Here is a 23,798-nt window from a genome sequence, read left to right as displayed (position 1 = left end):
TTCGGACGGAGCCGCGTAGCGGTTCGGTCCGAAGCGTGAATCAGGCTCAGGCTCTAGTCGACCCAGTCCCGCTTCAACGTCCGCGAGGCCCCGATCAGCAGGATCGCCGCCAGCACATAGAAGCCCATGCCGGTGTAGATGGCCCACCTCAGGCTCTCCTCTCCGAAGCGGGGCGCCAGCAGGTCGCTCATCCAGCCGAAATAGTAGAAGCCGACCGCGATCCCCAGCAGATTGTTCAGCAGCAGGAACAGGGCCGAGGCCGTGGACCGCATGGCCGCCGGCACCAGATGCTGGACCGCCGCCGTGATCGGTCCCAGCCAGGCCAGGTTCAGGCCGGTGGGCAGGAGGAAGATCAGGAAGGCCAGAACCAGTTGCTGGGTGTTGCTGCCGCCGCCCGGCAGGACCAGGCCGATCAGCCAGGGCGAATTCATCGCCAGGATGAAACAGGGCGCCGAGATCATGAAGGCGACGGCCGGGGTCAGGGGATAGGCGCCCTTGCCCTTTTTCGACAGCTTGTCGGCGATGGTCCCGCCCAGCCAGATGCCCAGCAGACCGCCGATCAGGGCGATGCCCGAATAATACCAGCTGGTCTCGCGCAGGGTGAGGTCGAAGCTGCGCATGAAGAACAGCGGCAGCCAGCCGGCCACGCCATAGCCGCACACCGAAGACGAGGCCGCGCCGAGGCCCAGCAGCCAGAAGCTGGGCTTTCTGATCACCACCGAGGCGGTGCGCCGCGCCACCATCAGCGACACCCCGATCACGCCCGCCAGCAGGCCGGCGAAGGCCAGGACCAGCGGACTGCCCAGGGACATGCCCAACAGCCAGTTCAACGCCGCCAAGATCAGCAGCCCGGCGCCCAGTCCCAGCATGACCTGGGCCGCGATCTTGCCCGCCCGGTCCGTACCGACCGGCGCGGCCGCCAGGGCCGCGACCTGGGCCTCGGTCTTGACGGCATCGGTCCCGCCGCGCTGGGGATCCTTGACCGTCAGCCGCAGCAAGGGCGCGACCAACACGCCCAGCAGACCGACGACGATGAAGGCGGTCCGCCAGCCGTAGGTGGCCGCCAGCAGCCCCCCGACCAGGGTGCCGGCCGCCATGCCCAGCGGGATTCCGAAGGCGAAGGCCGCCAGGGCCCGCGCCCGTTGGTGCGGCGGGAAATAGTCGGCGATCAGCGAATAGGCCGGCGCCACCCCGCCCGCCTCGCCCACGCCCACTCCCATCCGGCACAGGAACAGCTGTCCGAACGACCCCGCCATGCCGCACAGGGCCGTAAAGCCCGACCAGACCGCCAGGGCCCCCGTCATGATCCACACCCGGCTGAACCGGTCGGCCAGCCAGGCCAGGGGAATGGCTAACGTCGAATAGACCGAGGCGAAGGCGATGCCGCCCAGCAGGCCGAACTGGCTGTCGGACATGCCGAATTCTTCCTTCAGCGGCGCGGCCAGGATGCCGATGATCTGCCGGTCCAGGAAGTTCAGCATGTAGATCAGGATCAGCACCGCCAGCACATAGAAGCGGTAGCCCGGTCGGTGCGGCGCGGGCGCCTGCGCGTCCGTCAGCGTGTCGGTCGTCATCGGCGTTTCCCTTGGCGTGTTCTTTTTGTTGGGGCGAGCCTAGCCCCAAGTCCGGTTCCTGCAAAGCAAAGGGCGGCGGCCCTGGGACCGCCGCCCCTACGTCAGGCGTCTGTCGCGATCAGAACCGGTAGGTCAGACGCGCCGAATAGGTGGTCGGCGGGCCGTAGAAGGCGCTGATCGAGTTGTTGTAGGTCGCACCGGGGAAGCTGTAGCCCCCGACCTTGTAGCGGACATCGGTCAGGTTGCGGCCGAACAGTCCGACCTCCCACTGTTTGCTCGGCGCGATCCAGACCACGCTGGCGTCGGCCAGGACATAGCCGTCCTGGTCTAGGATGGGGTCCGGCGTGTCGAACAGGTGGTAGTCGGACCGGTACGACAGCGACGGCGTGACCCGGATCTCCCCGCCCATGATGTCGCCGCGCCAAGTCATGCCGTAATAGGCTGACCACTCCGGCGAGTTCTGCGGCTCGCGCGTGTCCGAAATATCGACCGGCGTGCCGGTGATCCGGGTGATGAACTCGTCGAACTCGTTCTTCAGATAGCCGACCGAGAAGTTGGCGGTGATGTCGTCGGTCAGGAAGGCCGAACCTTCCAGCTCGAAGCCGTAGATGGTCGAGGCGCCGGCGTTGTCGACCACCGAGGCGATGCCGACGGCCGGGGCCGTGGCCACCTGCTGGGTCGTGATCTGCTGGTCCTTGTAGTCGGAATAGAAGACCGCCGAGGCGAAGTTCATCCGCCGGTCGAAGGCCGACCCCTTCAGGCCCAGCTCATAGGTGGTGACGGTTTCCGGCTGATAGCCGTCGACCGTCTGGGGCACCAGGGCGGCGTCGCCGCGCATGTCCCAACCGCCCGACTTGAAGCCCTGGCTGACCGAGGCGTAGCCGGTGATCTCGTCCGAGAAGTCGTAGGAGATGCTGGCGCGCGGCGTGAACTTCTCGAAGCTGTCCGAGGCGGAATAGTTGGTCCGCGTCGCGAACACCGGGCGGACGGTTCCGCCGGTATAGGGGGTGCGGGTCGCGCCCAGGAAGAACTGGCGCAGGACAGAGGCGTCCTTGTCATCCTTGGTATAGCGGCCGCCCAGCGAGACGTGCAGCCGGTCGGTGAGGTCATAGCTGAAGTCGCCGAACACCGAGAAGGACTGGGTGTCCACAGATCCCGCCGCCGCGATGGCCAGACCCAGGTTGCCCGCGATGGTGTCGAAGGCGCCGGACGACGTGCCGTCCAGATAGAAGACGCCGGCCACGCCGGACCAGCGATCGCCGGTGAACAGGGCCTGGAACTCCTGGGTGAACTGGTCGTCGGAATAGATGGCCGGCACGTCCAGGGTCGGCAGGGGCGTCTGGTCGAAGTCGATGATCGTCTCGGTGTCGCCGCTGCGATAGGCGGTGATCGACTTCAGGGTCAGCAGGTCGTTGACCCGGTATTCGCCGGTCAGGGACACGCCCTCGGTGACCACCTTCTGCTCGCCGGTGATCCCGGCGTAGGTGTCATATTCGCTCGCCGGGGGCGTATAGCCGCCGGTGGTCGAGTTCACCTCGCGGTGGCCGTGACGGGGGCTGGAGTCGTCCTCGACCCGGTCCCAGGCCAGGCGGAAGAACAGGCTGTCGTTCGGCGTCCATTCGGCGCTGGCGCGATAGGCGGTGACGTCCTTGTCGTACTGGTCCTGGCCGGTGTTGAGGTTCTCGCCGTAACCGTCGTGCTGATAGGTGGCGACCGCGCCGCCGATGGCGAAGGTGTCGCCGACCGGGACCGAGCCCGACAGCAGGAAGTTGTGCTCGTTATACGACCCGACCTCGGCCCGCGCCGTCAGGCTGGGCTCGGCGCCCAGTCGCTTGGTCACATATTTGATCGCACCGCCGATGGTGTTGCGGCCGTAGAGGGTGCCCTGCGGCCCGCGAAGCACCTCGATCCGCGAGATGTCGAAGATGTCCAGCACCGCGCCCTGGGGACGGGCCACATAGACGTCGTCGATATAGAGGCCGACGCCGGGCTCGAAGCCCCACAGCGGATCCTGCTGGCCCACGCCGCGGATGAAGCTGATCAGGGTCGAGTTGGAGCCCCGCGCGATCTGCACCGTGGCGTTCGGCGTCTGCTGCTGCAGGGCCGTAATATTGGTCGCGCCGGTCTGCTCCAGACGCTCGGCGCTGAGGGCCGAGACCGCCACCGGCACGTCCTTCAGCTGTTCGTCGCGCCGACGGGCGGTGACGACGATGTCCTCGACCATGCCGGATTGTTCCGCGTTCGCCGCCTGCGCCGCCGCCTCGGCGTCCTGGGCCGTCGAAGCCCCCGCCAGCACGCCCCAAGCCGCGCCGGCCAGCAGCGCGCACTTCACATGATGTCTCATGATCCTACCCCTTCGGTTGTCGTTTCCAGCCCGTTGACGCTTTTATTCAGCGTTCAATGATTTTCCTGAACCTGACCCGGTTTACGCTGTCTGTCAAACCCTCCCCTTCCCCGGCGTCACCGCGCCGCCGGTTCGATCACAGGCGTGGCGCCGTTGCACCGGTGCGACCGCCCGCCTAGCGTGACGGCATGAGCCACTCCGACGCCTCGTCCCCTGCCGCCCGTCCCGTCGCCGCCGCGCGCCGCAAATCGGTCGCCGACGCCCCGCCGGCCCAGGTTCCGGCGCGCCGCGGCCGCCCGCCCAAGGCCCAGGCCAAGGCCGGGGGCGAGACCCGCGACCTGATCCTGGACGCGGCCGAGGACCTGTTCTCCAAACACGGCTTCTACGGCGTCACCATCCGCGAGGTGGCGCGCGAGGCGGGCGTGGACACCGCCCTGGTCCATTATTATTTCGGGGCCAAGCGCGACCTGTTCGACGCTGTCTTCCTGCGCCGGGCCGAGGTCTGGAACGACGACCGCGTCGCCGCCATCAACCGCTACGCCGAGGCCGCCGGCGCCGACATGACCCTGGAGGGCCTGCTCGAGGCCTTCCTGCGGCCCCCGTTCGAATGGTCGCTGAAGGGCGGGCCGGGCTGGAAACACTATGCCGCCCTGGTGGCCCAGACCAACGCCAACCCCACCTTCGGCGGCGAGACCATGGCCCGCTATTTTGACCCGGCCATCCGCCGGCTGATTGAACTGATCGCCGTGGTCCTGCCGGACGCCAGCGAGGTCGATCTCTACTGGGGCTATCACAATCTGTCGGGCGCCCTGACCCTGACCCTGGGCGAGACCGGCCGGCTGGACCGGCTGTCGGGCGGCCGCGCCCGGTCCGGGGATCTGGAGACGGCCGGCGACTATATGGTCCGCTTCGCCGCCGCCGGCTTCCGCGCCGTCGCCGGCCTGTCGCCCCGCTAGCCGAAGAAGACCGCCCACATCAGCCGACCGGGCAGGAAGGTCAGGGCGCCGGCGACGATCAGCCCGCCCACGAACATCCCCGTCATCGCCCGCCGGTGCGTCTGCACCTTGTGACGCCGGGCCGCATAGACCGCCATGGGCAGACCCACCAGGGTCCAGCCGCTGAGCAGATGGATCAGCGACAGACCGGCCGGGCCGCCCGGATTGATCTGGTGGATGAAGAAGGAGCTGGCCGCCGTCGTCCCCATGGCCAGCACCCAGGTCCAGCCCAGCGCCCGGTGCAGCCGCGTTCCCTTGACCCCCGCCAGCAGCACGATCCCGATGGCCAAGGCCGTCAGGGCCGCCGCGACATGGATCTGGATCGCGCTCGGCGCCGCCGCCAGCAGGCCGAAGTCCGGCGCCCGCAGACTGTATCCCAACAAGGCGACCCGCCCCCCGTCCGCCGCCAGATAGGCGACGATGGGGACGCCCAGCAGGACCAGGGCGACGATGGACGGGGCGAAACGGGCGAGACGGGCGTGACGAAACAAGGGGAGACTCCGGCGATCTGTCTCGCCGCTTCTGCAGCCCGGCTCGCGGTCGCGCCTCCGGTTCTGCGCCAACGACCACCTCTCCTTCGCGAACGGACGCCCCTTCCGCCGTGACGGAAATCATGATTTCAGACAGGCGTCCTTCCTTGAAAGCCGCCATGACGTCTCCCGCCGCCGACAGTCGCCGAACCTTCCTGCGCGGTCTGGTCGTCGCCACCCTGGTCGGCGTCTTCCTGGCTACGACCGGGGCCTTCGGCAGCGCCAACGCTCCCTATGGCCAGCGCCTGGCCTATTGGGTGCTGGTCATGATCCTGGGCGGGCTTTGGGGTCATCTGTCCAGCCGGGTCGTGACCCGGTTCATCGACGTGGACGACCGCCCCTGGGTGACCGTCGCGGTGATGACCGCCGTGATCACCGGCCCCCTCAGCGTCATCGTCTGGGCGGCGACCGGTCTGTTCTTCGCCCAGAAACTCTATCCGCTGGCGGCCCTGCCCCAGCTGTTCGGCCCGGTCCTGATCGTCACCCTGGCGGTCACGACCGTCAATGTCTTCCTGGGCCGGGCCCAGCCGGTCCAGACCCATGCCGCGCCGGCGCCGTCCTCTTCTACGGCCTCGCCGCCCCCTGTCCGTTTCCTGGATCGACTGCCGATGAAGCTCCGGGGCGCGACCCTGCACGCCGTACAGGCCGAGGATCATTATCTGCGTCTGCACACCGACCGGGGCTCGGACCTGATCCTGATGCGCCTGTCCGACGCGGTCGAGGAACTGGAGGGGCTGGAGGGCGCCCGCACCCATCGCAGTTGGTGGGTCGCGCGCTCGGCCGTGCGCGGCGTCGACCGCGGCGACGGCCGCGCCACCCTGACGCTGGAAAACGGCCTCAGCGTCCCCGTCAGCCGCCGCTACGCCCGCCCCCTTCGCGAGGCCGACTGGTGGTGACGCTCCAAACCAGAGTCAGGGCGCCGGCGCGGCCTTGAGCGCAGCGGCCGCATCGGCGCAACCGCTCAGGGTGTCGTCGGCGATCTCGACCCGCGCGGTCAGCGGATAGGTGCGGTCGCTCATCCCGTCCGAACATTCGGTGGCGATCAGCACCACGTTCAGCGCCTGGTTCAGGTCGGTGGAGGTGGCGTAGGTCGCCATCGTCCCCTGCACCGTCGCGCCGCGATTGGGCGCCCGCTGGGTCGGCTGGTCCATGCGGGTATAGACGATGGCGTCGGGGGTGAGCTCGACGCTCCAGAAGGGCTCGGTGCCCAGCGCCCGGACCGGCCGGCCCAGATCGACGCCCGCCAGGGTCGCGGCCGCCTCGGGCGGCGGCGCCGATTCCGGCGTCTTCTCATTGCGGTCGTAGCAGCCGGCGAGGGTCAGGCTCAGGGCCAGCCCAAGGCCCAAGACAGGCGCGGCCGGAATGGCGGATCGGATCGGACGCATGGACGGGCTCCCCTCGTTCGCCGTGCAGGTGTGAACGCGGGCGGCCTCGGTCAAGGGCGCGGCCTGGGTTAAGCTGTCGGAATGTCGATTCGCCCGACCGCATTCGAATTTTTCTCCGGCGGCGGCTTGGCCGGAATAGGCTTGTGCGGAACAGGCCTGTCTGGCCTCGACATCGCCTTCGCCAACGACATGGACGCCGCCAAGGGCCGGGCCTTCGTCGCCAATCATCCCGACACCCCCTTCCGCCTCGGCGACGTCTGGTCGCTGATCCCGGACGACCTGCCCGGCGCCCCCGATCTGGCCTGGGCCTCGTCGCCCTGTCAGGACGTCAGCCTGGCCGGCGCGCGTGGCGGGCTCGAGGCCGGACGGTCCGGCGCCTTCTGGGGCTTCTGGCGACTGATCCAGGGGCTGGCGGACCAGGATCGAGCGCCGCGCGTCATCGTGCTGGAAAACGTCATCGGACTTCTAACGTCAGGTGAAGGGCGAGACTTCGCCGCCGTCTGCACCGCCATGGCCCAGGCCGGCTACCGGGTCGGGGCGCTGGAGATGGACGCCGCCCACTGGCTTCCCCAGTCGCGCCCGCGCCTGTTCGTCGTGGCCATGCGGGACGCGGCCCTTGATGGCGCGCCGCAGACCTCCGCACCGTCCGGCCCCTTCCACTCCCCCCGTCTCAGGGCCGCCCACGCTCGCCTGCCCCAGGCGGTGCGCGACGCCTGGGCCTGGTGGAGCCTGCCGGTCCCGCCCAGGCGCAACCTCGATCTCGACGCCCTGCTGGAGCCGGACTCGGCGGTCGATTGGCTGGAGGACGGAGACGCCGTCCTGGCCCTGGCCGCGCCGCTTCACCGCGCTCGGATAGAGGCCGCCGTCGCTTCCGGCCGTCGCATGGTCGGGGCCGCCTATCGCCGGGTCCGGACCGAAAAGGGCGTCAAGACCCAGCGGCTGGAGATCCGGTTTGACGGCCTCGCGGGCTGTCTGCGCACCCCGGCGGGCGGGTCGTCGCGCCAATATGTCGTGGTCTGCGACGGGGGCCGGGCGCGCGTGCGTCGCCTGACCGGACGCGAAGCCGCGCGTCTGATGGGCCTGTCCGACGACTATCGCCTTCCGCCCAGCGAGAGCGCGGCCTTGAAGCTGATGGGCGACGCCGTGGCGGTTCCGGTGGTGCGCGCCTTGACCGAGGGCCTGCTTCTGCCCGCCCTGACGGCGCACCGCGCGGCGGCCTGATCTCGCGGCGGCGCGCCTAATTCCAGAAAGAAACCCAGGCGATTTCAGCGACCTGACATCAAAAACCCGCCTTCGACCTCGCACGCCTCAAATCGGGGCTAGGATGGGGTCGGGTCTTTGACAATCGAGGAAAGGCGCGTGGCCATTCTGGCAGGTTTGGCGCTTTTGGCGCTTTGTCACCCTGTTTTCAGAGCGCCAAAGCGCCAAGCCATGCAGGCGTAACCCGCCGGGGTCAGCCGCGTCTCAGCGCTGGACCCACTGGCCCTGGGCGTTGCGGTACCACTGGCCCGACTGGATGCGCGGCAGCAGCTGGCTTTCGAACATCCGGGCGCCGGCGACATCGGCGCTGGTGCCGGCGTCGGCCGCGCTGCGGGCGTAGGCGGCGCGGCGGCCGGCGTTCATAGCGTCCACGGCGGCGCGCAGGGCGGCGTCGGAGGTGCTGACGCGGAAGCCGACATAGCCGTCGGCCTGTTCACCGACCGTGCCGGCGGCCTTGGCCTGATCGACCAGGGTCTTCTGGGCTGCGGTCTGGGCCAGGGCGGCGCCGCCGAACGACACGGCCGCAGCCAGGGCGCCGATGGCGAGGAATTTACGAAGGCTCATATCGGCCTGTCCTTTCAAAAGAAGCGAGGCGATCAGAAGAGGTTCGGGTTCTGCTGAAGCAGTTGCTGCAGCTCCTGATCCAGCCGGACGCGCACATCAGCGTCCAATTTGGCGTAGATCTGGATCGGCGCAACCTCCAGACGGATGGTCGGGGCGCAGGCCGAGACCGCGACGACGACCGCTCCGAGGCCGAGTCCGGCCAACTGGCGCTTGTTGATCATGGCGAGAACTCCGGGTCGGTCAGTTTGGATGGGTCCATTAGCACGGCTCTGGGTGAACCGTCGCTGAATGGTTTGGCTTAGGGCGCCGACAAAGGTGCGGTCGCCGGCGCATCGTCGGCTTGGCGGCCTTGGCGCGCCCGGTTCACCGCCATGATGTCGGCGAACAACTGGTTGGCGTTCAGGGTAGTGTCCAGGGTCAGATCGATCTGGGTGCCCGACGGCAGGGGCAGCTCGCGGTTCAGGAATTCGCGGCTGATCAGCTCGGCCAGGGTCAGCCGCAGTTCCTGCCGTTGCGGCGGCTCGTGCCGTCCGCGGATATGGAACAGGACCGAGACCCGCCCCCCGTCCAGGCTGTTCACATCGGCGCTCAGCTGGTCGAAGGCCAGGTTCTCCATCGCCTGATAGGCCAGGTCCTCGACCATGTTCGGCGGCACGTCTGCGCCCCCGCCGCCGGCGTTCACATCGGTCAGCACCTCGCGCTTGATCGACAGCCGCCCCGGCTGGACCGCGCCCAGGCTTCCCGCCGTGATCTTCAGCCCAGCCTTCGGATCCATAATGAAGGGCAGACGACCCGAGACCAGGGCGTCCAGCAGGACCTTGTCGGCGAATCCGCTGTCGGCCACCAGATCGCCCAGCTGAACCCGGTCCAGCACCACCACGCCGCTATAGGCCTGGGTCGGGTCCAGCGGCACGACGAAGGGCTCGACCGACACGGTCCCGCCCCCGGCCTGGACCGATCCCCCGGCGATGCTGATCCCCGCCGCGTCGATGGCGAAGTTGAGGTCCAGCGCCGTCGCCTCGGCCCCTACGCTCAGGCTGTCGATCGTCAGCCTCTGGTTCGGCGCCGTGACGATGGCGGGGCTCAGGCTGGTGAACTGGATCTCGCCCCGCGCGCCCTTGACCGGCCCGGCCGGGCTGACGAAATCCAGTCCCGGTACGCTCAAAAGACCGCTGGAGGTCGGCTCGGCCTCCTTGGTCCAGTCGAACCGGCCGTCGAAGCCGATGGAGCCCGTCACCGGCGACTGGACGAAGGTCTCGACCATCGGGCTCAGCATCGACGGCTGCAGCCCGCCCTCGACGAAGGTCACGTCCGGCGCCGCGATATGGATGCCCCCCGCCCCGGTCCGGCCGTCGTGGGCCAGGGTCAACCGTCCCAGGGTCGTCGCCGCCGCCTCGCCCGTCCCCTTCAGGTCGAACCCGCCGCTCCAGCGTTCATTGGCCAGGGTCGCCTGGCCCGACGCCGCCAGGGTCTCGAACCGTTTGGGCGTGGTCGCATCGACCACCTGGGCTTCAGCCACCGTCGCCGTCAGCCCGACCCCGGCCTTGGTCCCATCGACCACGACTCGACCCGAGGCCTCGGCGAACCGCATGCCCAGGAAGGGCGCCTGGGCCGACACGCCCTCGAATCCGCCGGCCACGCGCCAGACCCCGTCCTTGGAACTCAGCAGCGGCCCGGCATCGGGGCACAGTTTCCCTGCCACCTGATGGACGTCGTTCTCGTCCAGCTCCAGCCGCTCGACCGTCAGGTCGACACAGTCGGGGGTGACATAGGTCAGCCGTCCGTCGGCCATGGCCAGCAGGCCCCGCGTCCGGGCGTCGATCCCGCGCGCCAGGTCGAAGTCCAGCCGCGCCCGCCCGTCCAGCAGGGCCTCAAATCCGGCCTCGGTCAGTCGCCACTTGGACACGGCCACGGCCATCTCGGGCAGGCCCCGCCCCCGCGTCGCCGTCAGGTTCAGCGCCCCGCCGCCCAGCCGTCCCGGCTCGCCCTGATAGGCGGCCTCTCCGGCTTCCGCGACCGTCAGCACCCCGCCGTTGGCCGGGCTCAGGGTCACGGGCCGGGCCAACCGGACCTCGGTCCCGGCCGACCCGGTGACGAACCCGACCGAAGGCGCAGCCAGGGCGAAATCCCCCAGCGCCGTCTTCATCTCCGCCAGTTGGGCGATGTCGTCGGACCCGACCGGCCCGAACAGGGGCCAGGCCCCGCCCGCTGCCTGCAGCGCGCCTTCCGCCGCGATCCGCACCGCATCGTCCTTGACCACATCCAGGCTCAGATCGCCCCGCGCCTGCTTCAGCTCCAGATCGCCGAAACCGATCCGGTGGAACGTCGCCTGCACCGGCCCTGTAGCCTCAAAGCTCGCATCGCGCCCGCCCATCGACAGGCCGCCCGACTGGATGGACAGCCCCTGCGTCCGCGCCTGGCCGGCCTCGCCGGACGCCGCCGTCAACGTCAGCGGCGTCTCCAGGCTCCAGCGCACCGCCTCATCGCGCGCCACCGTCAGCCGCCCGCCCGTCGCCGATCCCTCGACCCGCCCCACCTTCAGTCGCGGCCCCTCGATCGACGCCGCCTTCACGCCCAGATCGGTCGCGCCCTCCAGCCGGAAGGCCTCGATCCACCCCGTCGTCGCGCCGTCGAACCGAACCGCGACCTCCGCGTCTCGCGCCCGGGTCTCGCCCAGGCCCAGCGCACCGCCGACCAGACGGGCGTCGATCACCGCCCGCCCATCTCCGCGCCGCGTCTTCATATCGGGATAGGGCAGATCGCCCCTCAGGCTCAGCCGCGCAGCCTCGCCCTGGATGCCGCCGCCCTTGAACCGATCCGCCCCCGCCTCGACTCGCAGGGCGATCCGGTCGCCGGTGGTGATCAGATCGACCGTCGCGCCCAGCCCTTGCGCCTCGATCTCTCCGCTCTTCAAGGCCGCCGCCGGCATGCGCGCGTTCAGCCGCATCAGCTTGCCGTCGTCCACCCGCGCGTCCGCCAGGATCTGGACCGGCCCATATTCTGTATCCAGCCGCCCGCGTCCGCCTTCAACGATGACCAATGGGCCACGCGAGTCCGGCCTCGGCGGCCCGCCGGTGAACCGCTCGACCAGGGGATCCAGCGATCCCAGCGACAGTTTCCCCTTCTTCCAGCTGGCCCGCATCACCGGCCGCACCAGCCGGATCCGACTGGGCGTCACGCCCAGGCCGGTCTGCGACCACGGCAGGGCCACGGCGTAATCGACCTCGACCCGCTCGACCGTCACATCCGGGTTGCTCGGGTCGCCGATGCGGATACGCCCGACGAAGCCGTCCAGCTCGATCCGCTCGACCTGGACCCCGCTCTGGATTCCCTGCCGCTCCAGCCAGCCGACCAGAACGTCCCGAGCCGCCGCGCGACGGTTCATATAAAGGGCCGCCGCCAGCAGAGCTGCGACCACGACGACAGCGAGCAAAGCCAAGCCGATGCGCCGCAGCACAAAACCTTTGCGCCGAACGCGACTGGGCCGCTCGGAGGGACTGGCCGGGGTTTCGGTCAAACGGGTACGCCGTATCGGTTGAGAACTGCTCGCCGGACCACCATCGCCACCCTCGATGCGAATACAAGCCTCAAGCGTCGCCGAACGCGCTCGGGCGCTGCTTGGTTGCAGCCAAGCGGGGCGATAAGAGGGCGATGCTGCGGATCAATCGCATGAGTCTGCGAGACTTTTTTCCGTATGCCCCCGGTTCTTAACGGTTTGTAACGGTCTATCTTCCCAAACTGAGACAGGCAGGGTATAGCCGATGACTTCGCGCTTCGGGGTCTGTTCGGCGCGATCTTTGGCTAAGACGTTTGGCGCCGCTGGCGTCGCAACACGACGGGACCGATGGCTCAGTTCGACCCACGCCGCCAACCGATGCGTCTCGCACCGCATGTCGTCACGGCGGCTGCGGCCGTCTCGGTGGCCCTGCTCGCCGGCAGAGTCTATCAACCCGCTCAGGCGGAAGAAGTTCCCGTCCTCTCGTCGGCCCAGATGGCCGCTATGGAAGCCCAGGCCTTTGCGGCCGCCAATGCTCCGGCCGGCATGACCGCTCCGGAAGCCGTCCCCGTCCAGATTCGTCGCGGCGAAACCTTCGAGCAGGCCGTGCGCCGCACCGGCGTCGCGCCGGAAGAAGCCAGCGCCGTCGCCGCCACCGTCGCCAACGCCTTCGACCTCGCCGACCTCCGCGCCGGTCTCCGTTTCGAAACCGCCATCGCCAAGCCGCGTGACGGCCGGGGCGACGCCCGCCTCATCGGCCTGACCATGCGCACCGGCCCGGCCAGCCAACTGACCGTGTCGCGCAGCTTCGACGGCGCCCTGCGCCTGCGTTCGCTGGAAGAAAAGGTCACCCACGAGACCGTCGTCCTGAAGGGCGAAGTCGAGCGCTCCCTGTCCGCCAGCGCCCGCGAGCTGGGCGCCACCGCCTCCATCGTCCGCTCGGCCAGCCGCCTGTTCGCGACCAAGTTCGATATGCAACGCGATATCCGCGCGTCGGACGAGTTCACCATGGTCTTCGACCGCGACGTGACCGAGGCCGGTCGCACCGTCGGCGTGGGCGATCTGATGTACGCGGAACTGCGGGGCGTGACCTTCTATCGTTTCAAGCCCGCCGGGGCCAAGGAGGCGCAGTTCTTCGACGCCTCGGGCAAGAACCTGCGCTCAGCCATGATGCGCACCCCGCTGCAGAATTTCCGCCGCGTCTCGTCGGGCTTCGGTTTCCGCACCCACCCGATCTCCGGCTACAAGAAAATGCACCAGGACATCGACTTCGCGGCCGGCACCGGCACGCCCGTTGTCGCCCCCGCCGACGGCGTGGTGGTCGAGGCGCGCCGCTGGGGCGGCTACGGCAACTGGCTGCGGATCCGCCACAACAACGGCCTCGAGAGTGGTTACGGCCACCTTTCGCGCTACGGCTCGGGCATCCGCGCCGGCCAGCGCGTCAGCCAGGGCCAAGTCGTCGCCTATGTCGGCTCGACCGGCGCCTCGACCGGCCCGCACCTGCACTATGAACTGTGGCGCAACGGCCAGCGGATCAATCCCGCCGGCGTCCGCACCCAGGAAGGCACCGAATTGTCCGGCGCCGACCTGGCTGCCTTCCGGGCCGAGAAATCCCGTATCGACCGCGTGATCGCCTCGGGCGGCCAGAAGCGTCCGGCCCTGCAGCAGGCCTCGGCCAACGGTCTCCGCTCCGCTCAGGGCTGATCAGACCGGCGGCCTGTCTCCGGTTTACGCCGGCGCCAGCAGCACCATAGTCTGGAAAACGACGCCTATGCCTCCGATTACCGCCGCTCCGGCCTGAAGCGCGAGCCCGAAGCCGTGCGTGGCGTCGTCTGATCGCGCGCGCGACCGGATAAAGGCGTTCAGACCCAGACCGGCCGCGACCACCAGACAAGCCAGGCTGAAGGCCAGCCCCGCCCCACGCCAGGCCCCGGCGTCATCCCGCGCCACATCCGCGACGCTGGCCAGAAGGTACAGGCCGAGAAAATGCGCGGCCCAGACCAGCAGCCCGCCCGTCGCCAGCGCCCAGAACCTCATGCCGTTACGCCCGGGAACAGACGCACCAACAGGGTCGTCGCCGCCCCCTGAGCGGCCGTGAAGGCCAGGAACAGGGCGATCAGCTCGAACGTCGCGGGATGACGGGGCGACACCAGCCCGAACAGCCACCGCAGCAGGGCGAACGGTCCCATCAGCAGACCTATGCCCACGAACAGTCCCTGCCACGCCAGCAGGGCGTAGACGGTCGCGCCCTGGCTGGACGCGTCGGGACGCAGGCCTGAGTTCCACCAGGCCGAGGCTTCGGCCGCAAAGGCCCCGCCGGCCGCCAGACTTGCAACCAGCATCAGGACGGCGGCGATCGCCGCGCTGCGCGGCCGGTCCAGCTTCAGCGAAGCCTGCGCCGCCCAGCCGCCGACGCCCGCAGCGGCCAGCAGGATCAACGTCAGGGGCAGCGACCCCAGATCCGGCGGCGACTGCCACAGATCGGGTCGTCGGCTCCACAGGAAGATGTAGGAGAAACAGGCCATGATCGCGACCATGCCCCCGACGATCAGGGTGATGACCATCGCCCACCAGCCGTGACTGCTAGGGCCGGAGACATAGGTCGGCAACCGCACGCCGGCGCCGACATCCACCTTCGCCGGCCCGCTGGGGCGATCCAGTCTCCAGCACCATTTTAGGATGCAATAGATCGCCAGAAGGCCGCTGATGACGGAGGCCGCATAGGCCTGGATGGTCAGGATCAGGAAGAAGCCGGCGGTAAAAACGGCGCCCCATACGTGCCAGCTTGAGGGCCGTGGCAGGGTTTGCAGATACTGCGGCTCTGCGGTGATTGGACTGGTGACGATGGTCTCGCGTTGGCCGCGCGGCGCCCCCGGCAGGAAATAGCGTCCAGCCTCAACATCGCGCGCCAGATCGGGCTGATCCCATCCCGGATACAGGCTCTTGATCACGGGAATGGACCGCAACGAGTAACGGCCCGACGGCAGCCACTCCAACCCCGGGCCATTGAAGACATTGCCCGCGTCCTTCTTCCCGAACGGACGGAAATTGCGAAGCATGTCGACAGCCCACAGCAGCACGGCCAATCCAAACAGGAAAGAGCCGACCGTCGAAATCATGTTCGGAAGCTCCCAGCCCCGATCCGGCAGATAGGTGTAGACCCGGCGCGGCATGCCCATCAGCCCGGTCAGATGCATGGGCAGGAAGGTCACGTTGTGACCGATGAACATCAGCCAGAAGATCCACTTGCCCCACCGCTCGCTCAGCGGCCGGCTGCTGGACATGGGGGTCCAGTAGTAGATGGCGGCGAACAGGGGGAAGACCATGCCGCCGATCAGCACGTAGTGCAGGTGGGCGACGATGAAATAGCTGTCGTGGGCCTGCCAGTCGAACGGCACCATGGCGACCATGACGCCCGTCAGCCCGCCCATGACGAAGATCACCAGCCCGCCGACCGCGAACAGGCCGGGGGTGTTGAACCGCATCCTGCCCGCCGCCAGGGTGGCGATCCAGGCGAAGACCTGCACGCCGGCCGGCACGCTGACGGCCATCGAGGCCGCGCTGAAATAGTTGATCGAGATCTGCGGCATGCCCGTGGTGAACATGTGGTGCGACCAGACGCCGAAACTGATGAAGCCGGTCGCCAGCATGGCCAGCACCACCAGCCGATGGCCGACCAACCGCGTCTGGGCGACGGCGGGAATAATGGTCGACATCGCCCCGGCCGCCGGCAGGAAGATGATGTAGACCTCCGGGTGGCCGAAGAACCAGAACAGGTGCTGCCACAGCATGGGATCGCCGCCCTTGGCCGCATCGAAGAAGGGCCAGCCGAGCGCCCGTTCCAACTCCAGCAGCAGGGTCGACAGGATGATCGACGGGAAGGCGATGATGATCATGCAGGCGAAGATCAGCATGGCCCAGGCGAAGATCGGAAGCTTGTCCAGGGTCATGCCCGGCGCGCGGGTCTTCAGAACCCCGACGATGATCTCGATGGCCCCGGCGATGGCCGAAATCTCGATGAAGCCGATGCCCAGCAGCCAGAAGTCGGCGTTGATCCCCGGCGAATAGGTGGTCGAGGTCAGGGGCGGATACATGAACCAGCCGCCGTTCGGCGCCAGGCCGAAGAACAGCGAGGCGAAGAAGCACAGCCCCCCGATCAGATAGGCCCAAAAGGCATAGGCGCTGAGCCGCGGGAAAGGCAGATCCCGCGCACCCAGCATCTGCGGCAGCAACAGGACGCCCAGGGCCTCGACCGCCGGCACCGCGAACAGGAACATCATCACCGTGCCGTGCATGGTGAAGATCTGGTTGTAGGTCTCCTGCGCCAGGAAGCCCGTCATCGGGAGGGCCAGTTGGGTCCGCATCAGCAGGGCCAGCACCCCCGCCAGCACGAAAAACAGCATGGCCGCCCCGACGTAATAGACGCCGACGTAGTTATTGTTGATCGCCGTGATCCACTCCCACGGCTTGCGCGGTCCGCACCAGGCCTGTTCGAGCTGCTCCAGCTCGCCTTCAGGCCTGTCGTCGTTCGTGGGAAAGCGGTCGTAGACCGCAGCATCGAACCGTGGATCGGCGCTCATTTGAGGCTTTCCAGATAGGCGGACACGGCACGTAGATCCTGGCCCGTCAGGACGGGGTAGGACGGCATGCGATTGCCGGGCTTCAGAGCCTGGCTATCGGAAATCCAGCCCGCCATCGTGCCCTGATTATTGGGCAATATGCCCGCGCCAAGAGTCTGGCGCGATCCCACATGTGTCAGGTCCGGCCCGGCCAGACCATTCGCCTCAGTCCCGCGGATGGTGTGGCAGGCCGCACAGCCCGAGGCGTTGAAGACGTTGCGTCCCTGGGCGATCAAGGCCAGCGGTTCCTGAGGAGACGGCACGGCGGCGGCCGGGCGGGCCTGCTTGCTCAGCCAGGCCGCATAGTCTTTCGGCGCATGGGCCACGACCACCAGGCCCATCAGGGCGTGCGGCCCGCCGCAATATTCGGCGCACTGTCCGCCATAGGTTCCGGGTGCGTCGGCCTGGAGCCGCATGAAGTTGCGACGTCCGGGGATCATGTCGGTCTTACCGCCCAGGCGGGGGACCCAGAAGCTGTGGATCACGTCCGCGCTCTCCAGCTCGAACACCACGGGGCGACCGGCGGGGATATGCACCTCATTGGCGTCCTGAAGGATCTCGCGCCCCTGGTCGTCCAGATAGGCGACCCGCCACCACCACATCTCGCCGGTGACCCGCACCCGCATCTCGCCAGGCTTGGGCGCCTCGGCCACCCGCGCTGTCGTGGTCAGGCCATAGATCAGCAGGCCCGTCAGCACGACCACCGGGAAGGCCAGACCTGCGATCCATATCAGACGTTCGCCCCCGACCCGCCGCTTCCACTTGCGTGGCCCGAACAGGGCGACGCCCAGCGCCACCATCACCACGACCATGACCACCGCCGCCATGACGAACAGCACCCAGGCCACGGTCTGGATCGGGCCCGCGAAGGGCCCGGCGGGATCGAGCACGGGCGGCGGCCAGCCGGCGGTTCCGGGGGTCGGTTCAGTCTTCATCGAGCGTATACAGATAGGCCGCGACGTCGCGGGCTTGGTCTCGTGTCAGGGGCATGGGCGGCATGGCGGTTCCAGGGTCCAGCGAGGGCGCGTCGATCAGCCATTGCACCAGAACATCGGACTGGTTCGGCAATCGGCCGGCGATGAGCGGCTTGGCGCCGAAACCGGCGAGACCGCCGCCCGACCGGCCTTCCGGCCAGGCGACGCCTGGAATCTTGTGGCAGGCGGCGCAACCGACCTCGCGGATGATCGCAAGGCCTTCCGCGGCGTCTCCTTGGGCCACGGGCCGGGGCAGATCGGCCTTGTCCACGCAGGCGCTCAAGGCGAACGCCAACAGGCCCGGCGCCAGCAGACCGGACGCCATCCCCCTCGTCTTCGCCATGGCTGTCGTCCGAAAACTCATCCGCTCCCCTAAGCTTCGCCAGACCAATCCACGCTGGTTGTGAAGGTTCCTGCCTGCGACACGTGGCCTCGCCGGGCAGGGTCTCGGAACCTCCGCCATAAGCGGGTGTTCGATGTCCGTGCGCGCCCCCCTCTCCGCCCTGTTCGTGCTGGCTTGTCTTCCCGCTTGTCTGGCCGCCTGCGACTCAACGCCGGGCCAGACCGACCGCGCCTTCACTGCGAGCGGCGAAATCATCGCGATGAGCGGCGGCGCCGGCGGCGCGGCCAGCGCCTGTTTCACATGTCATGGACTGGACGGCGGCGGCGACGGCGTGGCGGCGCCGCGTCTGGCGGGGCTGGATGTCGGCTATCTGCAGAAACAGATGGAAGACTATGCCTCGGGCCTTCGCCCCGACGATGCGATGACTCGTATCGCCAAGGGACTGGACCAGAAGGGGCGGCGCGACGTCGCGGCCTATTACGCCGGCTTGCCTGCGCCCCCGGCGCAGGCGTCGGCGGGCGCGGCGCCCGCAATCTACCTCAACGGCGACGCCTCGCGCGGGATCGTGGCCTGCGCCTCCTGCCACGGCGCAGAAGGCCAGGGATCGGGCCAGGGCGGCAATCCCCAGATCGCCGGCCAGCCCTTCGCCTATACGCTGGAGCAGATCGAGCGCTGGAAATCGGGCAAGCGACGCAATGACCCGCGCGGCGTCATGGCCGCCGCCGTCAAATCGCTTTCGGACCCAGAAGCCCGCGCCATAGCCCTTTGGCTGTCGACGCAACCCGCTTCTCCAGCGCCCGCCAGCGCCGCTGCCACCGGGTCCGCTTCCGTCGACGCAGCGGCACGACCGGGAGCATCGCGTGAAACACGTCGTCCCTATCGATCAGATGGTGCTTGAGCGCCGCGCCGGCGTGGATCGGGATCATCAGCAGCAGGGTCAGGACCAAGCCCCAGTGCATCCACTCTGCCGCCGCCTCGATCGCCCATAGCTGGGTGTTCGACAGATCCTGCAGCGGAAGAAGCGGCCATTTGATGAAGCCGAGCGTCTCCAGCTGCCGCGTCCGATCCGTCGCCGAGATCATGGCCCAGCCCGACAGCGGCAAGCCGAACAGGCAGATGTAGAAGACATAGTGAGTGACATGGGCGGCCATGCTCTCCCACCCCGGCTTGTCCGCATCATTGATCAGATCGGGCGCGAGCAGGCGCCATGACAGCCGGCCGATCACCAGGATCAGCATCAGGACCCCGACCGCGAAGTGCAGGTCGTAAGCAGCCATCATCGCCCCGCCCACCGGCTGGCGCCCCATCCACCACCCCCAGCCCAGCTGGAAGATCACCAGCGCCGCCATGACCCAGTGAAACAGGAGGGCTACAGGAGAGTATCGCCCCTCGTCATGGTGCCCGGCCGCCCATTCCAGCAATTGCGTGAAGAGTCGTTCGATCACGCCGCTCGGGCCTCGACGTCAGACCCCAGGAGCCCGCCCAGACGCCCAAGGGCCGCAAACAGATAGAGGGCCGATGCAGGCGCCCACATAATCAGGCCCGCCGCCTGCTGATCCTCCAGCGGCGTGAACCCCCAGACTAGGGTCGTATAAGCATGGGGCGCATAGACCGACTGGCCGGCGAAGGTCAGGATGGCGCCGAGCAGCCCCATGGCCAGCATGGCGGCCAGCAGGGCGACTACGGCTGCGGGCGCCGACGCCGCTCGCGCCTCGCCCCAGAACCAGGTCGCGCTGACCAGCAGGCTGATCTGCATGACCCAGTAGACGAGGTCGTTCGACAGGGCCGCCGAATAGGCGGCCGGCGCATGCCAGACCCAGAACACCAGGGCCTGAACCGCAGTGGCGAGCAGGAGAGCACCTTGCCGGCGTTCAGGCAGGGCCCAGGCCAGCAGGGGCGCGGCGACCGCGACCATCAGGACGTGGTGCACGGTTCGCGCGGAAAACAGGGCTGAACTGAGCGCGCAGAGGGGCGACACGAACCCCACCGCCAGCACGGCCACCGCCGCCAGCCCGAACAGGCGGCGCGGTCCATGAAGCCGCACCACGATCAGGCCCGTCGCCGCCGCCAGAACCAAGAGCAGGATCGGATCCAGGTTCCAGCGCCACTCGCCGAGGTCGGGCGCGGCCCCGCAATAGGGCGTCCATACCGGCGCCAGGGTCATGATCGAATCTTCGCCAACAGTCGCGCCCCTCAAACCTTCGCCCAGGTTTGAAAGCTCTGACCTGCCCTTGGTTCCTGGCGGACGGCCTGCCGAAAGGCCGCACCCCCAGGAGCCTCACGTAGGGCGCCGAATGCTATGGCTTGATATCATTGTTACCGGCTGAGCCACCAAAGTATATCGAAGACATAGATTTCGCAGGATTTCGCCATGAGCTACTTCAAGGACGCCGAAACCGCCGCGAACGAAAGTCTCGACCATGACGTACTGAGGCCTCTTAGCCACATCACGAGCGCTTGGGAGATGTAGTGGGATCGCGAGGCGGGTTGCTACGAACCCGAGCCGGGGACATTCGCGGCCGACTTGAACGCGATCATCGATCAAATCGCTTCGACTCCAAGGCCGGACCGCTACCACGATCATGAAGACACGCTGGCCGAGTCCGTGATCCGCAATCTGAAATGGCCCATCCAGAAGAAGGGCTCGCGCTGGATCGGGGCGGACTACGAGGCAATCCTCGAGCAGGGTGCCTTCTCGGATTTCGCTCAGCAGGACTAGTTCTGCAGCCGGGCGTGTCCATGCCGCCCTAGACCGGGGACAGCTGGATTTCGACCGCATGGAAGAGAGCCACGCCCCCATGCTGGCTGCGATCATGACGATCATGATCTATCATCGGCACTCCGACGGGTCCGCCTTCTATCGGGATAGCAGCGCTGCGGCATAAGACCGAAGGGGTGTCTGCTTGCCGGCTGGACGTCAATGTCCGCTGCTGGCGCATTGGCGACACGCCGTAGACCCGATTTGACACACCTCAACCCGACCATGCCAACCTGCGAGTCATTTGCAGATTGAGGCGGTTTTAAAGTGTTTTGAGGCAGTTCTAAGTGGTCTCGACAATACTAATTGGCGACCCCGGCAGGACTCCAACCTGCGACCTCGGCTTTAGGAAAGCCTTGCTCTATGCGGCTGAGCTACGGGGCCACGGAGATGACCTAGCGGTTCAGGTGATGGGGGGGAAGATGGGTGAGAACAGTATATGTCGTTTTGGGCGCGAAGACGCCACTTCCATCGTTGATGAGTTGTGGTTAATCGACGTTAAGATACAATATGTTGCGGGGAACAAATGACGAATGGGGCGGAGTCGCCGATTCGGTCCCGATTCGTTTCGCCCCTGTTCCGCAGTAATGCGCCGCCTGTTAACCTGCGGGCGCGCCGCGCTGAACGACAGCGTGCAGGCCTGCCAGCAGATGATCAATGGCCTCACCCCCGTTGCAGTCGTTGGCGAGAATCAGGGTGAGGGCGTGAGCATGAACTTCGACCGCCGGCCAAGACCAGGTCTTGGCGGCCGTCATCTGATGCGTCGCCTCACACAGGCTGTAGGCCGCCGTGTAGAAGGGAGGGATTTCCAGAAAGCCGGCTAGGTCCACAAGGGCAGAAGCGAGAGCGTAGATCTTGCTGTCCGCCTTCGGCGGACGTCGGCGGCACAGACTGTTCAACAGGTCGACCTGAGCCTGAAGAATTCCCATAATCCGGTCGCGGTGGCTCTCGAGACCCTGCTCGGCTCGCTCGACCGCTTCGTCTATGGTGATGCCGCCAGGGCGGGCCATCTGCCTTTGCAGCGAGGTGCGGACCTTGCGGATACGCGGAGGCTCAGGGGCGGCGGTCATAAGACGGTACTCACAGATTGACCTTCATGGGCTTCAGCATCATGTCGATCGTGTCCTGATCCATATTGGCCTCGACGGCTTCGCCGAGATCCCCGGACAGATCGGTCTGACGCCGGCCTTCTTCTCCTGGCGGAGGGCCATAGTTGCGAACGCGGCGATCGGGGCCGACGTAGCTTTCCACCTCGACAAAGTCGCGGGAATGGGCGCCCAGCCAGGCTATGCGTCTCAGCAGTACCGAAGGCGTCAGTGGCTTGGCGACGATGTAGCTGGCGCCGCAGTCCCGACCCCGGGCCACGCGGGCATGGGCGGCATGACCCAGAATCATGATGACCGGGGTGAAACGGGCGGGTTCGGCGGCCTCGCGTCGCAGCCAGCGCACGAAGTCGTAGCCGTCCATTTCAGGCATGGCGCAATCGACGAGGATGAGATCGACCGCCCGACGCTGAAGCAGTTCGACGGCGTCCTTGGCCGCATGGCATTTCAGCTGTTCCCGGACGCCGAAGCCCTGGACGATGGAGCTGAGGAGATCGAGCGAGGTCGGTTGGTCGTCAACGAGCAGAACCGTCGAATGCGCCAGATTGATCTTGTCCGGCGTTTTCGTCACGGCGTCAGAACAGCATCAGATCGCCCGAGTCCGATGCTCCGGCCGTCTGCACGCCGGCAGCGGGGCGCAGGCGCACCGCCATGTCGGCCAAGGATATGCGGCTGACGGACTCGGCGGGCGTGGCGCCGTTTCCCAGCATTCGCAGCACGCCGGAAAGCGCTTCCAGCCTTTGCGTCAGGGCGTCCAGGGCCTGGGCTTCGGTCAGGGCCTCGGCCCGATCTTCGGCCGGGGCGCGACGCACCAGGCGACTGACCAGAGCCTCGACGTGATCGATCCCCTCGCGCACGCCCATCAGCTCGTCGGCGATGGCGGCCAGAAGTTGCGCGTGTTCGGGGGGGGCGTGCATCAGAACAGCTCCAGGGCGCCCGTATCGACGGGGGGTGGCGCGACGGGAATGGGCTTGGGCGCCACGGTGTCGGTCACAGCGCGTTGCAGGGCCTTGCCGGTCACGGGCCAGTAATGCACCCGCCGGCCGCCGTCGCCGCGAAGACTGCCGCCCACGACAGGAATGCCTTCGTCGCGCAGGAATTTCTCGGCGAAATCGGCGTTGGAGCGCCCGACGTCGCGCAGACTGTCGAACATGCGGCCGCCGCCGAACAGCTTGGCCTCGAGACGCTCACGGCGCCCCCCGGCCTTCAGCATGTCGTTGATCAGCAGCTCCATGGCGTAGGCGCCGTAGCGACGCCCGGCGTCGGTGCCTGCGCCCGAACCCTCAGGAAGCAGGAAGTGGTTCATGCCGCCGATCCCGGCGACCGGGTCCCGCAGGCACATGGCGACGCAGGAGCCCAGGATCGTGCTCAGCACGACGTCCGGGTCGCGCGTAATATGATGCTCGCCCTGCCCGACGTGCACCTTCTTTTCCTTGCAGTCTTTCAGGGCGGCGAAACTCATGTCAGAGCACCGAATACGGCTTCCAGCTTGCCTTTCAGCTGGGCGACGGTGAAGGGCTTGACCAGGTAGTTGTTGACCCCGAACTGCACCGCCCGCTGCACCAGTTCGCGGTCGGCCCGACCGGTCAGCATGATGAAGGCGGTCTTGGACGTCGGCGGGTGGGCGCGAACGGCGCGCAGCAGGCCCAAGCCGTCCAGATTGGGCATATTGTAATCCGAGATAATCAGGTGCGCGGGCTTGGAGATGATGTCGCGAAGGGCGATATCGCCATCGGCGGCTTCGCGGATCTCGCGCACGCCCAGTTGTTGCAGGCTGGTACGGACCAAAGAGCGCATCGTCATCTGATCGTCGACGACCAGGCAATGGAGAGAGGCGGCTGCGGGCATGGGGG

At 67.7% G+C, this 23,798-nt stretch carries 23 protein-coding genes, 1 tRNA gene and 1 pseudogene; 6 read left to right on the top strand and 19 right to left on the bottom strand.

Annotation, left to right across the window (positions count from 1 at the left end; genetic code table 11):
* Positions 1-53: 53 nt before the first annotated feature.
* The gene (locus PKE72_RS09825) at positions 54-1,574 is read right to left on the bottom strand and encodes a spinster family MFS transporter (protein WP_271165194.1); all 1,521 of its coding nucleotides are present in this window, start codon (positions 1,572-1,574) and stop codon (positions 54-56) included.
* Positions 1,575-1,692: 118 nt separating this feature from the next.
* Complete coding sequence (locus PKE72_RS09820) at positions 1,693-3,918, bottom strand: TonB-dependent receptor (RefSeq protein ID WP_271165193.1); 2,226 nt, start codon at positions 3,916-3,918, stop codon at positions 1,693-1,695.
* 188 nt (positions 3,919-4,106) lie between these two features.
* On the opposite strand from PKE72_RS09820, the gene PKE72_RS09815 reads away from it, so the two are divergent.
* On the top strand, positions 4,107-4,874 hold the full coding sequence (locus tag PKE72_RS09815; RefSeq protein WP_271165192.1) for a TetR/AcrR family transcriptional regulator: 768 nt from the start codon (positions 4,107-4,109) through the stop codon (positions 4,872-4,874).
* Here the strand turns inward: PKE72_RS09815 and PKE72_RS09810 are convergent.
* Positions 4,871-5,404: a DUF2306 domain-containing protein gene (locus PKE72_RS09810; protein ID WP_373878082.1), complete on the bottom strand. Its 534-nt coding sequence runs from the start codon at positions 5,402-5,404 to the stop codon at positions 4,871-4,873. The two genes, PKE72_RS09815 and PKE72_RS09810, sit on opposite strands and share 4 nt — an antisense overlap.
* Before the next feature lie 158 nt (positions 5,405-5,562).
* On the opposite strand from PKE72_RS09810, the gene PKE72_RS09805 reads away from it, so the two are divergent.
* A complete protein-coding gene (locus tag PKE72_RS09805; RefSeq protein ID WP_271165191.1) occupies positions 5,563-6,339 on the top strand; it encodes a LytTR family DNA-binding domain-containing protein in 777 nt (258 codons plus the stop codon).
* A gap of 15 nt (positions 6,340-6,354) precedes the next feature.
* On the opposite strand, the gene PKE72_RS09800 is transcribed toward PKE72_RS09805, so the two are convergent.
* Complete coding sequence (locus PKE72_RS09800) at positions 6,355-6,828, bottom strand: COG3650 family protein (protein ID WP_271165190.1); 474 nt, start codon at positions 6,826-6,828, stop codon at positions 6,355-6,357.
* A gap of 81 nt (positions 6,829-6,909) precedes the next feature.
* On the opposite strand from PKE72_RS09800, the gene PKE72_RS09795 reads away from it, so the two are divergent.
* Positions 6,910-8,049, top strand: a complete 1,140-nt coding sequence (locus PKE72_RS09795) for a DNA cytosine methyltransferase (RefSeq protein WP_271165189.1) — start codon at positions 6,910-6,912, stop codon at positions 8,047-8,049.
* 243 nt (positions 8,050-8,292) lie between these two features.
* Here PKE72_RS09795 and PKE72_RS09790 read toward each other — a convergent pair whose 3' ends face one another.
* The 3 genes from PKE72_RS09790 to PKE72_RS09780 form a co-directional block, all read right to left on the bottom strand.
* Positions 8,293-8,652 carry a DUF1318 domain-containing protein gene (locus tag PKE72_RS09790; RefSeq protein WP_271165188.1) on the bottom strand — a complete coding sequence of 120 codons (360 nt, stop codon included), beginning with the start codon at positions 8,650-8,652 and terminating at the stop codon, positions 8,293-8,295.
* A gap of 32 nt (positions 8,653-8,684) precedes the next feature.
* Positions 8,685-8,873, bottom strand: coding sequence for a YnbE family lipoprotein (locus tag PKE72_RS09785; protein WP_267515377.1), 189 nt, complete (start codon positions 8,871-8,873; stop codon positions 8,685-8,687).
* A 77-nt stretch (positions 8,874-8,950) separates the two neighbouring features.
* On the bottom strand, positions 8,951-12,091 hold the full coding sequence (locus tag PKE72_RS09780; RefSeq protein WP_271165187.1) for an intermembrane phospholipid transport protein YdbH family protein: 3,141 nt from the start codon (positions 12,089-12,091) through the stop codon (positions 8,951-8,953).
* A 405-nt stretch (positions 12,092-12,496) separates the two neighbouring features.
* Between PKE72_RS09780 and PKE72_RS09775 the strand changes: the two genes are divergently transcribed.
* On the top strand, positions 12,497-13,852 hold the full coding sequence (locus PKE72_RS09775; protein ID WP_271165186.1) for a M23 family metallopeptidase: 1,356 nt from the start codon (positions 12,497-12,499) through the stop codon (positions 13,850-13,852).
* A 24-nt stretch (positions 13,853-13,876) separates the two neighbouring features.
* On the opposite strand, the gene PKE72_RS09770 is transcribed toward PKE72_RS09775, so the two are convergent.
* From PKE72_RS09770 to PKE72_RS09755, 4 genes are read right to left on the bottom strand one after another with little or no spacing between them, the layout of a single operon-like run.
* Complete coding sequence (locus PKE72_RS09770; RefSeq protein ID WP_271165185.1) at positions 13,877-14,185, bottom strand: hypothetical protein; 309 nt, start codon at positions 14,183-14,185, stop codon at positions 13,877-13,879.
* The gene (locus PKE72_RS09765; protein WP_271165184.1) at positions 14,182-16,728 is read right to left on the bottom strand and encodes a cbb3-type cytochrome c oxidase subunit I; all 2,547 of its coding nucleotides are present in this window, start codon (positions 16,726-16,728) and stop codon (positions 14,182-14,184) included. Before PKE72_RS09765 ends, PKE72_RS09770 begins: the two co-directional genes overlap by 4 nt.
* A complete protein-coding gene (coxB, locus tag PKE72_RS09760; protein WP_271165183.1) occupies positions 16,725-17,702 on the bottom strand; it encodes a cytochrome c oxidase subunit II in 978 nt (325 codons plus the stop codon). Before coxB ends, PKE72_RS09765 begins: the two co-directional genes overlap by 4 nt.
* Entirely contained in the window at positions 17,692-18,084 is a 393-nt protein-coding gene (locus tag PKE72_RS09755; protein WP_271165182.1) for a c-type cytochrome, read from the bottom strand. The genes coxB and PKE72_RS09755 overlap by 11 nt, the downstream gene beginning before the upstream one ends.
* A gap of 133 nt (positions 18,085-18,217) precedes the next feature.
* Between PKE72_RS09755 and PKE72_RS09750 the strand changes: the two are divergent.
* Positions 18,218-18,802: pseudogene (locus PKE72_RS09750) on the top strand (c-type cytochrome); the annotation flags it as partial.
* Between the two features lie 7 nt (positions 18,803-18,809).
* Here the strand turns inward: PKE72_RS09750 and PKE72_RS09745 are convergent.
* On the bottom strand, positions 18,810-19,529 hold the full coding sequence (locus PKE72_RS09745; RefSeq protein WP_271165181.1) for a cytochrome b: 720 nt from the start codon (positions 19,527-19,529) through the stop codon (positions 18,810-18,812).
* Positions 19,526-20,248 carry a cytochrome c oxidase assembly protein gene (locus PKE72_RS09740; RefSeq protein WP_271165180.1) on the bottom strand — a complete coding sequence of 241 codons (723 nt, stop codon included), beginning with the start codon at positions 20,246-20,248 and terminating at the stop codon, positions 19,526-19,528. The genes PKE72_RS09745 and PKE72_RS09740 overlap by 4 nt, the downstream gene beginning before the upstream one ends.
* 360 nt (positions 20,249-20,608) lie before the next feature.
* Between PKE72_RS09740 and PKE72_RS09735 the strand changes: the two genes are divergently transcribed.
* Positions 20,609-20,803, top strand: coding sequence for a hypothetical protein (locus tag PKE72_RS09735; RefSeq protein WP_271165179.1), 195 nt, complete (start codon positions 20,609-20,611; stop codon positions 20,801-20,803).
* A gap of 346 nt (positions 20,804-21,149) precedes the next feature.
* Here the strand turns inward: PKE72_RS09735 and PKE72_RS09730 are convergent.
* The 6 genes from PKE72_RS09730 to PKE72_RS09705 form a co-directional block, all read right to left on the bottom strand.
* Positions 21,150-21,226 (bottom strand) — tRNA-Arg (locus PKE72_RS09730).
* 215 nt (positions 21,227-21,441) lie between these two features.
* Complete coding sequence (locus PKE72_RS09725; RefSeq protein WP_271165178.1) at positions 21,442-21,912, bottom strand: hypothetical protein; 471 nt, start codon at positions 21,910-21,912, stop codon at positions 21,442-21,444.
* 10 nt (positions 21,913-21,922) lie between these two features.
* Positions 21,923-22,516 carry a response regulator gene (locus PKE72_RS09720; protein WP_271165177.1) on the bottom strand — a complete coding sequence of 198 codons (594 nt, stop codon included), beginning with the start codon at positions 22,514-22,516 and terminating at the stop codon, positions 21,923-21,925.
* A 4-nt stretch (positions 22,517-22,520) separates the two neighbouring features.
* Positions 22,521-22,862, bottom strand: coding sequence for a DUF8776 family protein (locus PKE72_RS09715; RefSeq protein ID WP_271165176.1), 342 nt, complete (start codon positions 22,860-22,862; stop codon positions 22,521-22,523).
* Complete coding sequence (locus tag PKE72_RS09710; RefSeq protein WP_271165175.1) at positions 22,862-23,407, bottom strand: chemotaxis protein CheD; 546 nt, start codon at positions 23,405-23,407, stop codon at positions 22,862-22,864. Before PKE72_RS09710 ends, PKE72_RS09715 begins: the two co-directional genes overlap by 1 nt.
* Positions 23,404-23,793, bottom strand: a complete 390-nt coding sequence (locus tag PKE72_RS09705; protein ID WP_271165174.1) for a response regulator — start codon at positions 23,791-23,793, stop codon at positions 23,404-23,406. The genes PKE72_RS09710 and PKE72_RS09705 overlap by 4 nt, the downstream gene beginning before the upstream one ends.
* Positions 23,794-23,798: the final 5 nt, after the last annotated feature.

This window comes from Brevundimonas intermedia, assembly GCF_027922165.1.
In the GTDB taxonomy this organism is placed as follows: domain Bacteria; phylum Pseudomonadota; class Alphaproteobacteria; order Caulobacterales; family Caulobacteraceae; genus Brevundimonas; species Brevundimonas intermedia.
The sequence above is the reverse complement of the archived record's forward strand: the minus strand, read 5'-3'. Positions and strand labels throughout refer to the sequence as shown.

Coding starts and splice junctions, on each gene's coding strand:
- PKE72_RS09715 (WP_271165176.1), bottom strand. CDS start 22,862: ATGCACGCCCCCCCCGAACACGCGCAACTTCTGGCCGCCATCGCCGAC.
- PKE72_RS09770 (WP_271165185.1), bottom strand. CDS start 14,185: ATGAGGTTCTGGGCGCTGGCGACGGGCGGGCTGCTGGTCTGGGCCGCG.
- PKE72_RS09800 (WP_271165190.1), bottom strand. CDS start 6,828: ATGCGTCCGATCCGATCCGCCATTCCGGCCGCGCCTGTCTTGGGCCTT.
- PKE72_RS09755 (WP_271165182.1), bottom strand. CDS start 18,084: ATGGCGAAGACGAGGGGGATGGCGTCCGGTCTGCTGGCGCCGGGCCTG.
- PKE72_RS09815 (WP_271165192.1), top strand. CDS start 4,107: ATGAGCCACTCCGACGCCTCGTCCCCTGCCGCCCGTCCCGTCGCCGCC.
- PKE72_RS09705 (WP_271165174.1), bottom strand. CDS start 23,793: ATGCCCGCAGCCGCCTCTCTCCATTGCCTGGTCGTCGACGATCAGATG.
- PKE72_RS09790 (WP_271165188.1), bottom strand. CDS start 8,652: ATGAGCCTTCGTAAATTCCTCGCCATCGGCGCCCTGGCTGCGGCCGTG.
- PKE72_RS09725 (WP_271165178.1), bottom strand. CDS start 21,912: ATGACCGCCGCCCCTGAGCCTCCGCGTATCCGCAAGGTCCGCACCTCG.
- PKE72_RS09740 (WP_271165180.1), bottom strand. CDS start 20,248: ATGACCCTGGCGCCGGTATGGACGCCCTATTGCGGGGCCGCGCCCGAC.
- PKE72_RS09820 (WP_271165193.1), bottom strand. CDS start 3,918: ATGAGACATCATGTGAAGTGCGCGCTGCTGGCCGGCGCGGCTTGGGGC.
- PKE72_RS09825 (WP_271165194.1), bottom strand. CDS start 1,574: ATGACGACCGACACGCTGACGGACGCGCAGGCGCCCGCGCCGCACCGA.
- PKE72_RS09795 (WP_271165189.1), top strand. CDS start 6,910: ATGTCGATTCGCCCGACCGCATTCGAATTTTTCTCCGGCGGCGGCTTG.
- coxB (WP_271165183.1), bottom strand. CDS start 17,702: ATGAAGACTGAACCGACCCCCGGAACCGCCGGCTGGCCGCCGCCCGTG.
- PKE72_RS09765 (WP_271165184.1), bottom strand. CDS start 16,728: ATGAGCGCCGATCCACGGTTCGATGCTGCGGTCTACGACCGCTTTCCC.
- PKE72_RS09710 (WP_271165175.1), bottom strand. CDS start 23,407: ATGAGTTTCGCCGCCCTGAAAGACTGCAAGGAAAAGAAGGTGCACGTC.
- PKE72_RS09785 (WP_267515377.1), bottom strand. CDS start 8,873: ATGATCAACAAGCGCCAGTTGGCCGGACTCGGCCTCGGAGCGGTCGTC.
- PKE72_RS09775 (WP_271165186.1), top strand. CDS start 12,497: ATGGCTCAGTTCGACCCACGCCGCCAACCGATGCGTCTCGCACCGCAT.
- PKE72_RS09805 (WP_271165191.1), top strand. CDS start 5,563: ATGACGTCTCCCGCCGCCGACAGTCGCCGAACCTTCCTGCGCGGTCTG.